13 protein-coding genes are annotated in these 13,223 nt (G+C 60.7%); 12 read left to right on the forward strand and 1 reads right to left on the reverse strand.

Annotated elements, in window-relative coordinates; all coding sequences use genetic code 11:
- Nucleotides 1-98: 98 nt before the first annotated feature.
- Nucleotides 99-1,415 (forward strand): NCS2 family permease, encoded by a 1,317-nt coding sequence (locus tag HII33_RS01175; RefSeq protein ID WP_179393968.1) that lies wholly within the window; start codon nucleotides 99-101, stop codon nucleotides 1,413-1,415.
- Between the two features lie 127 nt (nucleotides 1,416-1,542).
- On the opposite strand, the gene HII33_RS01180 is transcribed toward HII33_RS01175, so the two are convergent.
- Nucleotides 1,543-2,406 carry a helix-turn-helix transcriptional regulator gene (locus HII33_RS01180; protein WP_179393969.1) on the reverse strand — a complete coding sequence of 288 codons (864 nt, stop codon included), beginning with the start codon at nucleotides 2,404-2,406 and terminating at the stop codon, nucleotides 1,543-1,545.
- A gap of 139 nt (nucleotides 2,407-2,545) precedes the next feature.
- Here HII33_RS01180 and HII33_RS01185 point away from each other — a divergent pair, with 139 nt between their 5' ends.
- From HII33_RS01185 to HII33_RS01235, 11 genes are all read left to right on the forward strand, one after another.
- Nucleotides 2,546-3,631 (forward strand): Gfo/Idh/MocA family protein, encoded by a 1,086-nt coding sequence (locus tag HII33_RS01185; RefSeq protein WP_179393970.1) that lies wholly within the window; start codon nucleotides 2,546-2,548, stop codon nucleotides 3,629-3,631.
- A gap of 2 nt (nucleotides 3,632-3,633) precedes the next feature.
- On the forward strand, nucleotides 3,634-4,389 hold the full coding sequence (locus HII33_RS01190) for a sugar phosphate isomerase/epimerase family protein (protein ID WP_179393971.1): 756 nt from the start codon (nucleotides 3,634-3,636) through the stop codon (nucleotides 4,387-4,389).
- Entirely contained in the window at nucleotides 4,386-5,450 is a 1,065-nt protein-coding gene (locus HII33_RS01195; RefSeq protein WP_179393972.1) for a Gfo/Idh/MocA family protein, read from the forward strand. Before HII33_RS01190 ends, HII33_RS01195 begins: the two co-directional genes overlap by 4 nt.
- 40 nt (nucleotides 5,451-5,490) lie before the next feature.
- Nucleotides 5,491-6,435, forward strand: coding sequence for a sugar phosphate isomerase/epimerase family protein (locus HII33_RS01200; protein ID WP_179393973.1), 945 nt, complete (start codon nucleotides 5,491-5,493; stop codon nucleotides 6,433-6,435).
- 158 nt (nucleotides 6,436-6,593) lie between these two features.
- A complete protein-coding gene (locus HII33_RS01205) occupies nucleotides 6,594-7,073 on the forward strand; it encodes a PTS sugar transporter subunit IIB (protein WP_179393974.1) in 480 nt (159 codons plus the stop codon).
- An 11-nt stretch (nucleotides 7,074-7,084) separates the two neighbouring features.
- The gene (locus HII33_RS01210; protein WP_179393975.1) at nucleotides 7,085-7,894 is read left to right on the forward strand and encodes a PTS mannose/fructose/sorbose/N-acetylgalactosamine transporter subunit IIC; all 810 of its coding nucleotides are present in this window, start codon (nucleotides 7,085-7,087) and stop codon (nucleotides 7,892-7,894) included.
- Nucleotides 7,887-8,708, forward strand: a complete 822-nt coding sequence (locus tag HII33_RS01215) for a PTS system mannose/fructose/sorbose family transporter subunit IID (RefSeq protein ID WP_246287250.1) — start codon at nucleotides 7,887-7,889, stop codon at nucleotides 8,706-8,708. Before HII33_RS01210 ends, HII33_RS01215 begins: the two co-directional genes overlap by 8 nt.
- Before the next feature lie 4 nt (nucleotides 8,709-8,712).
- Nucleotides 8,713-9,327, forward strand: coding sequence for a YitT family protein (locus tag HII33_RS01220; protein WP_179393977.1), 615 nt, complete (start codon nucleotides 8,713-8,715; stop codon nucleotides 9,325-9,327).
- 23 nt (nucleotides 9,328-9,350) lie between these two features.
- Entirely contained in the window at nucleotides 9,351-10,067 is a 717-nt protein-coding gene (locus HII33_RS01225) for a GntR family transcriptional regulator (protein ID WP_179393978.1), read from the forward strand.
- Nucleotides 10,068-10,078: 11 nt separating this feature from the next.
- A complete protein-coding gene (locus tag HII33_RS01230; protein WP_179393979.1) occupies nucleotides 10,079-11,581 on the forward strand; it encodes a metallophosphoesterase family protein in 1,503 nt (500 codons plus the stop codon).
- Nucleotides 11,582-11,866: 285 nt separating this feature from the next.
- Nucleotides 11,867-12,484: a hypothetical protein gene (locus HII33_RS01235; protein WP_179393980.1), complete on the forward strand. Its 618-nt coding sequence runs from the start codon at nucleotides 11,867-11,869 to the stop codon at nucleotides 12,482-12,484.
- The last annotated feature ends 739 nt before the right edge of the window (nucleotides 12,485-13,223 follow it).

Raw genomic sequence — 13,223 nt, forward strand, 5'->3', positions numbered from 1 at the left:
TCGTGCTGACCGAATCTTGTTTACTTATCGTTCGAATGAAGGTAAGATAAGAGGTGCGTTTCAGAAATAATGTTCGTGTTTTGGAGGCATAATTGCATATGAAAGAGAAGTTACTGGCTTACTTCGAGATCGATCAGCTCCACACCACGGTGCGCCGTGAAGTGCTGGCGGGGTTCACGACCTTTATCTCGATGGCCTATATTTTGTTCGTTAATCCATCCGTACTGGGGGCTTCGGGGATGGATAAGGGCGCGGTGTTCACCGCGACCGCCTTGGCGTCGGCCTTGGGCTGCCTGATGATGGGGATCCTGGCGAAGTACCCGATCGCCACGGCCCCAGCGCTTGGGATCAACGCGTTTTTTGCCTACTCGGTCTGTATCGGGATGAAGATCCCGTGGCAGACGGCGCTGGCCGGCGTGTTCGTCGCCTCGCTGATCTTCATTCTGATCACGGTCTTCAAGCTGCGCGAGATGATCATCGACGCGATCCCTTCTGATCTGAAGTTTGCGATCTCCGGGGGGATCGGCCTGTTCATCGCCTTCCTTGGCTTGAGCGATGGTGGTCTGATCGTCGCCAATAAGTCCACGCTGGTCGGCCTCGGCTCGTTCAACACCGGCACCACGTGGCTGACGGTGTTCGGGTTGGTCGTCACGGCGATCCTGATGGTGCGCAAGGTGCCGGGAGGGATCTTCATCGGGATGGTCCTGACGACGGTCCTCGGGTTGGCGACCGGGCTGATCGCGGCGCCGACTGCGATCGTGTCGGCGGCCCCGTCGCTTCGACCGACCTTCCTCGTTGCGTTGAAAAACGTGCCGAACATCAACTCCCTGCAGCTGGTGGTCGTCGTCTTAACGTTCCTGCTGGTCACGTTCTTCGACACGGCGGGGACGCTGGTCGGACTGGCGAACCAGGCGGGCTTCATGAAGGACAACAAGATGCCGCGTGTCGGCAAGGCGCTGGCGAGCGATTCGACCGCGATGCTGGTCGGTTCCTTACTGGGTACCAGTCCGGTCGGGGCCTTCGTCGAAAGCTCTGCAGGGATCGCCGTCGGGGGCCGGTCCGGACTGACGGCGGTCACCACGGGGATCTTCTTCCTCTTCGGTCTGTTCTTCTCGCCACTGCTGGCGGTCGTGACGACGCAGGTCACCGCGCCGGCCTTGATCATTGTCGGGGTGCTGATGGCCCAGTCGCTGCGCCAGATCAACTGGGGCGAGCTGGAGATCGCGATCCCGTCGTTCCTGATCCTGCTCGGGATGCCGCTGACCTATAGCATCTCCGACGGGATCGCGCTCGGGTTCATTTTCTACCCGATCACGATGATCGCTGCCAAGCGGGGCAAGGAAGTCTCGCCGATCATGTATGGCCTGTTCTTCGTTTTCCTCGGCTTCATGTGGATCCTGAACGCCGGGGCCTAAGCCGCTCACTCGACCACCTTGAGGGCGCCAGTCATGGCGCCTTTTTTGTGTAGGACGACCACAATAGTCGCCTGATCCGGCGGCACAATGCGGCGGATCAGGCGACTGGCTTGGTGTGCGCTTCAGCTCAGTGGGCCAAGAGCGCTTTGCGATATTTCAAGGGCGAGGTGCCCATTTTTTGCTTGAATTCGTGCTGGAAGGTCTTGACGCTTTGAAACCCGCACCGCGTGGCGATCTCGGCCATCGACTGGTCGTTTTCGACTAGGAGGTAGCTGGCTTTCATCAACCGGTATTCGTTCAGGAACTGCTTGAAGGTCGTGCCGGTGTTGCGTTTGAAGAAGCGGGTGAAGTATTGGGCGTTGAAGCCGGCGAGGTCTGCGACGTCTTGGAGCGAGATCGGCTCGAAGTAATGGCTCTCAATGTAGTCGTAGATGGGGATCAGCTGCTGGATCGTCGCGTTGGCGTGCGCGTTGTGCTTGACCGCACTAGCGATGGCCGGCGTGTGGCGGTGAGGGACCTCGCGCTCGACGAGGTCAAGCAGGGTGTAGAGTTGGCTGAGCATCTGCGCGGGTGAGTGGTGCTGCGTCTCCGCTTCGAACAGGGCGAACAGGCACCGGTTCAGCTTGTCCGTGACGGCAGGGGGCCACTGGCGACTGTGCAGCGCGCAGGACTGAAACAGGGTAGCGAGCTGGGCGTTGGTCAGGTGCAACAAGGTGGCGTCATAGATGCTGAGGTTGAACTGGAATACGTTGCGGAGACTGTTCGGTGTGGTCAGGCAGTAGTGGGGAACGCCGCTGGGAATGATGAAGATCTCGCCGGCGCTGACAGTGTAGGTCTGCCCCAAGCACCCCAGCTTGGTCTGGCCTTGGCGGGCCTGAATGATCTCGATCTCTTTGTGGCGGTGGGGGGCCACTGGGGCGAAGCCGTTGCCGGCCAGACAGCGGCCGGGCAGGCTGCCCGGCCATTCAGGGATTTCAATATAGCTGGACATGAGGGCCTCCGGTACGTGGTTTCGCCGTGATGCACGATAAAGTCAATTTTCAGGCCAAGGCTGTACGTGCTTCGGGAAATAAGCGTTTTCAGGAGGGATTATACTACGGATAGCTTGAAAATTCTAGGAGGACACAGAGATGACATTACGGATCGGGATTATTGGCTGTGGCGGGATCGCCAACGGGAAACACTTGCCGGCACTGCGTGAGGTCGATGGGGTCGCACTGGTCGCTTTTTGTGATCTGATCCCTGAGCGGGCGCAAAAAGCCTGTGCGGAATATGGGACGGCTGAGGCTAAGTGGTACACGGATTATCGCGAGCTGTTGAAGCAGCCGCTCGATGTGGTGCATGTCCTGACGCCTAACTCGCAACACGCACCGCTGACGATCGCCGCGTTGGAAGCGGGTTGCCACGTGATGTGTGAAAAGCCGATGGCGAAGACTTACGCAGAGGCACAGCAGATGCTGGCGGCCGCCAAGCGCACGGGCAAGAAGCTGACGATCGGCTACCAGAATCGCTTCCGGCGGGATTCCCTGTACCTGCACCAGATCTGCACGGAAGGGCAGTTGGGCGATGTCTATTTTGCGAAGGCCCATGCGGTCCGCCGCCGCGGGGTCCCGACCTGGGGCGTGTTCCTTGATGCCGAGGCCCAAGGCGGCGGCCCGCTGATCGATATCGGGACGCACGCGCTCGACTTGACGCTGTGGATGATGAATAACTACGACCCGGCGTATGTGGTGGGGACAACGTACCGGCAGCTAGGCGACAATGAGAACGCCGCGAACGCGTTTGGCCCCTGGGACCCGCAACAGTTCACCGTTGAGGATTCCGCGTTCGGGTACATCGTGATGAAGAATGGCGCCACGATCTTTCTGGAGTCGAGCTGGGCACTCAACACGCTGGATACGCGCGAGGCGCAGACGACACTTTGCGGCGCCAAGGCCGGCGCGGACATGCGCAATGGGTTGACGATCAACGGCGAGGATCATTCGACGCTGTACCAAAAGCAGATCGACCTGTCGACTGGTGGCGTGGCCTTCTTCGACGGGGCGACCGATCGGGCCGAGGTGACTGAAGCGCAGCAGTGGATCAAGGCGATCGAGACTGACACCGAGCCGTTGGTCAAGCCGGAAGAGGCGATCGTCGTGACCCGGATCTTGGAGGCACTCTACCAGTCCGCTGCGGCCGGCCGCCCGGTCTACTTGGACGAGAAGGGAGAATAACGATGAAATCAGCATTGCAGTTGTGGAGCGTGCAAGACGCGATGAAGACGGATTTGCTGGGTACCGTCGAGGCTGTCGCCCAGATGGGTTACGCTGGCGTGGAATTCGCGGGGTACTTCGGAGTGTCGGCGCAGGCGTTGCGGCAGCAGTTGGTCGCGTCTGGCCTGCAGGTCTGCGGGAGCCACTTGGCCTTGGCGCAGATCCAGGATCATTTTGACGAGACCCTCCGGTACGAGGACACGATCGGGAACCATCTGTTGGTCGTCCCGTACCTGCCCGTCGAGTCGGCCACCGCGTGGCAGCGAACTTGCGAGGAGATGGAGGCACTGGCACGGCGGGTCCGCGCCGCCGGGTTTCAGCTCGCGTATCACAACCACTATCATGAATTCCTGAGTATTCCGGGCCAGGACCTGTTGGATGAGCTGTACCAAGCGGCGCCGTCGCTTGAGTTCGAAGCTGACCTATACTGGCTCGCCTATTCAGGCGTTGACATCGATGCCTGGGTCCAAGCGCACCGCCAGCGGCTGGTTATGTTCCACATGAAAGACATGGCCGTGGTCAACGGCGAACGTGAAAGTGTCGTGCTGGGTACCGGGACGCTGCCGCTGGTGCACTACGTCGATCTGGCGCGGCAACTTGGGCATACGTGGTCGGTGGTCGAGCAAGAAGCCTTCACGTATCAGCCGCCGATGGTCGCGGCCGCGCAGGATGCGACTTGCCTGAATCGGCTCCTGCAGTCCGGTGAGGCCCGCCTATGAGTGCATTGACAATGGGGGTGATCGGCTACGGGGGGATGGGCAGCTACCACTGCCAGACGCTGATCCCCGCGGAGCCGAATGTGAAGCTCGTCGGGGTGTACGATATCGCCCCGGCGCAGCGGGCTGCCGCGACGCAAGCGGGCCTCAAGGCGTACGCCACGCTGGATGACTTGCTGGCGGATCCGGGGATCGCGTTAGTCCTGATCGCCACCCCGAACGACACGCACAAGGCGCTTGCCATCGCGGCGCTGGAGCACGGCAAACACGTGATGGTGGAGAAGCCGGCGATGATGTCCTCGGCCGAGTTCAGCGCGGTCCTGGCGGTCGCCGACAAGGTGGGGCGGCAAGTGTTCGTGCATCAGAACCGGCGGTGGGATCCAGACTTTCGGGTCGTGACGGCGATGGTGCAGGCCCAACTGCTGGGCGATGTCTTTCACATCGAGTCGCGGATCCATGGTGCGAACGGGATCCCTGGTGACTGGCGACACGATCGTGCAGCGGGCGGGGGCATGGTCCTAGACTGGGGCGTGCACCTGCTCGATCAGCTACTGTTCCTGTTTCCTGCTCCGATCAGTCGCGTTCAGGCGCGGTTGAGTCACGTCCTGGGCAACGAGGTCGAAGACGGCTGTACTGTTGAGCTGACCTTTGCCACTGGCCTGACGGCGTTGATCGAAGTGGGTACGACTAACTATGTCAAGCTACCCCGGTGGTACATCCAGGGCACGACCGGCACGGCTTTCATGCGGCACTGGGAGCAGACCGGCGAGGTGGTGGTCGCGACAGGCGTTGAGACGCAGGCCCCTGCACCGATCAAGGCCGGGGTCGGGTTGACGAAGACGATGGCACCGCCGACAGAAGGCGCGGTCCGGCACGTTCCGTTCCCAGCACCGGCCGTACTTGAACCGAGCATCTACCAGAATATCGTCTCGGTGCTCAACGATGGGGCGACCCCGATCGTGAAGAACAGTGAGGTGCTGCGCGTGCTGCGGCTGATGGAGACGATCTTTGCCGCGGCAGCGGCTCACCAGAGCCTCCCGTTCGACGCGGTGCCCGGACAGTAGGGTCGACGGGCGCGCGTTGACAAGAGGAAAGGAGATCAAGATGAAATTTGGGTTTTTGACGGGGTGCCTGCAAGGCATGACGTTGGAACAGAAGATGGCGTACGCCCATCAAGTCGGGTTCACGGCGCTCGATGTCTCGTGTTGGCCGCGCGTGAACGCGCGTGACTACGCGGGAAGCGATATCGACGTCGAACACCTGACGGAGGCGCGCATCGCGCAGCTTCGCGCGGCAGAGGCAACCTACGAGGTCCAGTTCTCGTCCTTAGCCTATTATGACAACATGCTACACCCCGATCCCGTGATCCGTGCGCGTTATGAAGCGCACCTCAAGGCGGTGATCGTGGCGGCCGGGCGCCTCAATGTGCCGTTGGTGGGCTGCTTCGTCGGTAAAGATCAGACCAAGCCCCTGGACGAGAACTTCGACGAGTACGAGGCCCTGTTTACCGAGTTGGTGCAACTAGCTGAGGCGAATCACGTGAAGCTGATGGTCGAAAACTGCCCGATGCCAGGGTGGCAGGCAGACGGCCTGCCGGGGACGATCTCGTATTCGCCCGAGCTTTGGGATGAGATGTTTCGCCGGGTGCCCAGCGCCTCGTTGGGCTTGAACTTCGATCCGTCGCACCTTCGCTGGCTGCATATCGATGAGTTGCAGGCGCTTCGCGACTACAAGGACCGGATCTTCCACATCGACGCCAAAGACGTTCTGGTGGATGAGCAGGCCCTGCGGCGGTACGGGCTCTTCGGCAAGAAACTCCACCGAGCGCACGAAGAGGACCTGGGCTTCTGGACTCCGGTGATCCCGGGGCTCGGTGACATCAACTGGAGCCAGTTTTACGGGGTGATGCAGGAGATCGGGTTTGCAGGTGTCCTCAGCATTGAGCACGAGGACCGGCGCTTCGCTGCGGATAACCAGGCGGTGGCGACCGGCCTGGAGTATGCGTATCACCACCTGGCCCCGATCATCACCGGCTTTCAGTCTAACTGATCAGTTGAAGTGTGGCCTTGTAATGCCTGAGCGGCGAACCCCGACTCAGGCATTTTTTGTGCAATAAGCGTTTACAAACCTCGGCGCATGGTGTAGGCTTACGTTGTTAACATGTTAATATATTAAGTAGAACGATGAGCGGATGGAGGAGAGAATATATGCCAGTTGTAAACACGCGCGTGGATGCGCGGATGGTGCACGGGCAGGTCGCGGTGATCTGGACCCCGGCGCTGCAGACGCAGCGGATCATCGTGGCGAACGATGAGGCGGCGGCCAGCGAGATGGAGCGGGCCAGTTTGCGGATGTCGGCGCCGGCGTCGATGTTTCTGAGCGTGCTGACGGTCGAACAAGCCGCCGCGAACCTGAACACGACGCGCTACGGGGATCAGCGGATCTTCCTGGTCTTTCGGACGGTGGACGACGTCAAGCGCTTCAAGGTCTTCGGCGGCCAAGTGGCGGAGCTGACGATCGGCAATATCGCGCACAAGGACGGCTCGCGTGCGCTTCGGCAGTCGGTGAGCGTGACAGACGATGAGATCGCCACGGTGGATTGGTTGGTCGATCACGGCACGCCCGTATTTTTGCAGACGGTCCCGAATGATCCGCGACAGGATTTTCAGGCCGTCGCTCACAAGTGAGGTAATCGAAAATGAGCCAAGGAATCGCGATCTGGCAGATCGCTCTGCTGACCTTATATGCATTCTTTAGTATCAATGAATCGTTAATGTTGAATCTTGGGTTCATCCGACCGGTTTTCGCGGGTGCGATCACCGGGGCGATCATGGGTGACCTGAAGCTGGGCCTGATGGTCGGTGGGACCATGGAGCTGATGCAGTTGGGGATCTCCGCGTTCGGCGGGGCATCGATCCCGGACTTCTTCCTCGGCGCCGTGGTCGGCACGACGTTCGGGATCCTCGCGGGCAAAGGCGTCCAATTCGCGATCGGGGTCGGGGTGCCGGTCGGGCTGCTGATGTTGCAGCTCGACATCCTCGCCCGTTTTGCCAACACAGCGCTGCTACACCGGGTCGATAAGGCCGTGGAGGCGGTCGCGCCGAGGAAGATCGAGATGTGGACGCTGATGGGGTCCGTTTTCTGGGGCCTGTCACGCGCGCTGCCGGTCTTGATCATCCTGTCGTTCGGTCAGCCGGTGGTCAACACGTTGCTGCAGATCATGCCTGACTGGCTGATGGGTGGCCTCAAGGTTGCCGGTGGGGTCCTGCCGGTCGTCGGGATCAGCATCCTGCTGCGGTACCTGCCGACGAAGGACTTTGTGCCGGAACTGCTCGTGGGCTTCGTGCTGGCGGCTTACCTCAACGTGCCGATCTTAGGGGTCACGTTGGTCGGCTTAGCGGCGGCAGTCTACGACTTCAAGAAGCATGGCAAAGACCGGGAGGCTGCGGCAGTGACTGCACCGGCCGCGACGGCAAGTGATGAAGGAGGATTTCAGGGTGATGAATGAGCCGAATAAGACCGCACAACAGAAGATCACGAAGAAGGACCTGTGGGCGGTGAACTGGCGCTGGGCGCTGGCGAGCCAGATCCAGTGGAACTACGAGCGGATGGAAAGCAGTGGCTACCTGTACTCGATCCTGCCCGTCTTGAAGAAGCTGTACGGGCACGATAAAGACAAGTTCCGCGAGATGATGAAGGCGGAGAATCAGTACTACAACACCGCCGCCAGCATGGGCCATATCGTGCTCGGGCTGGACATCGCCGTGCAGGAGCAAGAAGGGATCGGCGCCAAAGACATCGTGCCGGGCCTCAAGACCGGGTTGATGGGCCCGCTTGCTGGGGTCGGCGACTCGATGTGGGGTGTGATCTGGGGCACGATCTGGGGCTCGCTGGCCTGCGCGTTTGCGGTCAAAGGCTCCCCGGTCGGTGTCTTGATGTGGCTGATGGCGAACTTGTGCATCTATGTGCCGTTCCGGTTCTGGAGCATTTTTGCCGCCTATAACCAAGGGGTCAAGCTGGTCACGACGATGAAGGACAAGCTCAACGCGATGACCAAATCCGCGACGATGCTTGGGGTCATGGTCGTCGGCGCGATGATCCCGACGGTGGTCAACGCCAAGGTCCCGTTCGTCTACAAGAACGGCGGGATGAAGATCGTGTTGCAGGACATGCTCGATCAGATCATGCCACACCTGATCCCGGTCTGCCTGGTCGCCTTGGCGTACTGGCTACTGGGTCGCAAGCACATGAACTCGAACCGCGTGATCTGGATCATGCTGGGCCTGAGCATCGTGTTGTATTCACTGAAGATCTTGGGGTGACGGGATGCAGGAACATGCAGTTAAGGCACAAGCGCGTGAAGTGGGTCTGATCATCGTCGGCAACTTGGCGATGGGACTGGGGTATGCGAAGTGGATGGTGCCGAACCATATTATCAACGGTGGGGTGACCAGCCTGTCGCAGATCGTGAACCATTACTACCCGATCAGCGTCCCGATGGCCAACAACTTGTGGCTCGCCTTCCTGCTCCTGTTGACCTTACTGTTCCTAGGGCGCGAGGTGTTCTTGAAGTCGGTGTTGAGCAGCGTGGTCTACTCGGCCAGCTTCACGGCGTGCTTCGCGTGGGCGCAGCCGCTCACGATCACCCCGTTGGTCGATCTGCTGATCGCCAGTGGGTTCATCGCCTTTGGCTACTACGCGTGCCTGTCCTCGCACGCCTCAACGGTCGGGGTGGATGTGTTCGCCCTGATCATCAAGAAATACCGGCCAGCGGTGAACCTGAGCCGGGTGATCCGGTATTTCAACTATGGGATCCTCGCCCTTGGCTTCGTCGCGTTCGGCTTCTGGTCGATCGCGTACGGCTTGGTGTTTGCCTTCATCTATTCGCACGAATTAGACTGGATGCTACACCATTTCAAGTATAATAATAGTAATGACTGACAGAGAGATTCGGAGGGTGACCCATGGCCGCAAAATATGAACGCATCAAACAAGACATCATCAGCGAGATCCAGTCCGGGCAGTTCCAGCCGGGTGACAAGCTGTATTCCGAAAGCGAGCTGAAGCGTAAGTACGACGTGAGTTCGATCACGGCGGTCAAGGCGCTGCAAGAGCTCGTGAATGAAGGCTACGTCGTCCGCTATCAGGGGAAGGGGACCTTTGTCTCGAAGCGCAAGCGCCGCGAGCTGATCCAGTACACCGACCTCGAGCACAGCCCGGCAGCCGAAAGCGTGACCGTCTTGGATGTTGCGCTGGTCGACCCAGACGAGCTGCCGGCGGCGATCGACGCGCAAGCGCCGTATGTGGCGATCGTGCGGATCAAGAAAAACGGGGGCGTGCCGTACAACTACATCACGAGCTACGTCGCCGCGGATCTGATCGACCCTGCGCACCGCACGGCCAAGCAGCTGAGCTCGGTTTATGACCGCGTCGCCGCGGACAGCGGGCTTGACCTGCTGCGCCAGAATTTTCGCCAGACGGTCAGCGTCGTCTACCCGGTCGACGGCGATATCGCCGAAGCCCTGAGCATCACCGACGGGCCGGCGATCAAGCAGGTGATGTTCAACTATGCGGCGGATGGGCGCCTCCTCGAATTCACGACCAGCTATAAACGCTGGGATTATTACACGGTCCTGTTCGAATCGCCCACGATTGCGCAGGGCGGCCCGGGCCGCGAATAGGATGTGACACAATGACAAACGAATCGACCCAGCCCCTGCACCTGTTCTTGCTGGCGGACCTCCATGTGGGGAGCCACCGTCAGACGGAAGCCAAGGTGCGCAAGGGACTGGCCAACATGGCCCGGATGGATCCGACCGCCATGTACTTGATGAACGGCGACGTGACGACCGCGGGGCGCGTCAGCCAATACCAGGCAGTGTGGCAGGCGCTGACTGATTGCCTGCCGGCGTCGGCCGACGTGCTGATCAGCCTAGGCAACCACGACGTCCGCGGGCCTTACCCTGCCGATTGGAACAACGATCCTGACAGCGACCCGACGTATTTTCGGGACGTCGTCGTGCCGGAGTACACGACGAACTACCTGATGCCGCACACCGGTGCACGCCAGCTCTACTTCAGCGTGACCCGCGGCAGCTACCAGTTCATCGTGATGAATACGGAAAAAGGCCTCAAGGACTCGGCTGATTTTTCCCGCGCACAGCTCACCTGGCTGGACCAGCAGCTGAGTGCGGGCGAGGCGGCGGGCTTGGTGAACCTGGTGGTCGTCCACCAGGCGCTGCGTGACACGCACTGGCGCAGCAACTTCGGCGGCGGCTTCGGGCGCCAGGATGCGGTGGTCAAGGACATCCTGCGCGTGCATCCGAACACCTTCGTGCTGTCCGGGCATATCCACAATGGCCTGGGCGTCTGTGAAGTCGTCAGTCGTGAGTACGGTACTTGCATCGATCAGCCGGCCTACACCGTGAGCGAAAATGGGCACATCGGCCAGGGTCTGGGCTACTACTGCACGCTGAGCCCGACCGCGATGACCTTTGCGGCGTGGGACTTTGTCACCATGACGCCGCTACCGGCGTATGACTTCACGCTGCAGCCGGTCACACTGGCCGCGGCGGCGGTCGCCCTGGACGCGCAGCTGATGGCGACCCCGACGCCGGCGTTGACCGCCAAACGCGCCGCCATCACACCGTTGATGCAGCGGCAGTACGATCAGCACCTGTTCAACGATCCAGCCACCGATGAAGCGACCGGTGCGCCGGCCACCGCGCTGTACCCAGCTGCGGTGCAGGCTCAGGTCCAAGCGGCGGTCGCCGGGGTCACCCCCGTGGTCGTGGCGGCACCGCTCGACATGGACGCGTACGCGGCGTACTTCGGCCGGCGCGATCGGCTGGTCGCGCAGCTCAAGGCGGCTCACGAGCAGGCGATCCAGCGGCTGACCGCGGTGCAGCAACCGGAGCTCCAGCTGAGGCTCAAGGCGGTGATCGCCCGCGCGGATAAGGTCTGGCCCGCCTTGGCGACGATGGATGACCAGGCGCTGGCAACGGAGCTGGCGCAGTGGACGCACGCCGTTAACGCGCCGGATCGCGTGACCGATAAGCAGCGCCTGCGCACCCTGCTCACCGCGTCGCTGCCTGATCCGCTACGGCGCCGAGCCGAAGCGGCGCTGGCCGATCCGGCCGCGACGCAGGCCCGCATCGATGGGCTCACGCAGCGACTGGCGGCTTATCGCCACTGATGCGAGGCTGAGCCAAAACGCGGGGTGAGCCCAGAATATAAGCGCCAATGGGGCTGTGCCATGACGCGGTTTTAGCCCAGAGTATAAGAACGGCCCTCCGCAAAACCCGAACTTAGGTTTTGCGGAGGGTCGTTCTTGTACGTTTTGCTCTGCCCGTTCGCACGCAGTGCGTGACAGGCAGACAGCCGTCCCGCTGCGCCTAATTGCGGAGGCCACCCTCCGCCTCGAGGCCGAAGTCTGACCCCCGACAGGATGCGATAATGGAAGCATCTTGGAGGGATGACGATGAGAAAGTTATGGGTGCTGGCCCTGGCCGTGCTGGCGGCGACCTTGCTGGCGGGGTGCGCGAGCCGTGCTTGCCACAGTCGCAAGCAGGCGCTCGCGGTGGCGAGCAGGCGGCTACAGGCACGCTATGGGCAGGCGTTCACGTTGGTGCGCGTGACCCACTACCGGCACGGGGCGTTGCAGGCGACATTCGCGCCGCGCGCCACGCCAACGCAGCCGACGCGCGTGACGCTGACGGCGCAAGGCACATTCACCGATGACTACCGCAAGTACCAAGTCCTGCCGGCGCTGCGCCGCGAGCTGGCCACGCGCCTCGGCGCGACCGCGCAGGCGACGTCACTCGCCTGCGACTTAGTCGGCGAGACGCACCTGAAACTCCCGGCGACGATCGGGTTGGACGACTACCTCGATAACGTCGATCCGCTACCGGTGATCACGGTGCACCCGGCGGCTAACAGAACGGCGGCGCAGCTTCAGCCGGTGTATGACGCGCTGTGCCGGCGCTTCCCCGCGTTTCGGTTGCGGGTCATCCGCGCGCACCAGCGGCGCGTGACCGTGACCCAGGCGCTGCACCAGCGCTGGTTGACACCTCGCGAGCTGCAGGCGCAGCTGGACTGAGCGGCGTGCCGCTAGAGTCGGCGCTGGACGCGCCGTTGGCCTAGCGTCGGCTCACCACCGCTAGTGGACTGGACGATCGGCCGCTGTGAACACCAGATGGGGCTGGGCCATAACGCGGTTTTAGCCCAGTGTACAAGCGCGGCCCTCAGTAAAACCCGAAACTTGGGTTTTGCTGAGGGCCGTTTTTGTACGACGAACCCCTAACGGCCTCGTTCTGTTATTAATTCGCATTCTATAAACCGAATTTCTGCGATATAGAGTGATCCGCTTCACTTTTGATGTGTTATTATAATTACGTAGTTGAACTGTTAGTTACGCATCATCAGGAGGAGCATTAAGAAAAAGTATTCGTTTCTACAGCGTTCAGTTGTCCTAGCTGTAAGCACCCTTGCTTTGCTTTTACTCGCCACTCCCCATACTACTCAAGCAGCAACCTCAGAGTCTCCATCTTCAGAACAAACAGTTTTGACTGAGCGCGCTAGCCAAGATTTTGAAACTGCATCTCAATTACCAGTAGAATCATTCCAGAACGATTTCATTCCAGGCCCCGCAGCTTATATGCAGACAGTCCTTGCTCGCTCCGGATCGCTCCCTTCAAGCATCGCTGACTACAAGAAACTTGGTTACAAAAATATTGTTTACAGCAAGTGGACAGGCCTATAAAAATGTCATGAGCACTAAGTCAAAACGGATTGCGACTTTTATGGCCGAACAGCTAGCCGGCGTGATTCCTGCCGCC

Source organism: Lacticaseibacillus absianus (genome assembly GCF_013407595.1).
Classification (GTDB): Bacteria; Bacillota; Bacilli; order Lactobacillales; family Lactobacillaceae; genus Lacticaseibacillus; species Lacticaseibacillus absianus.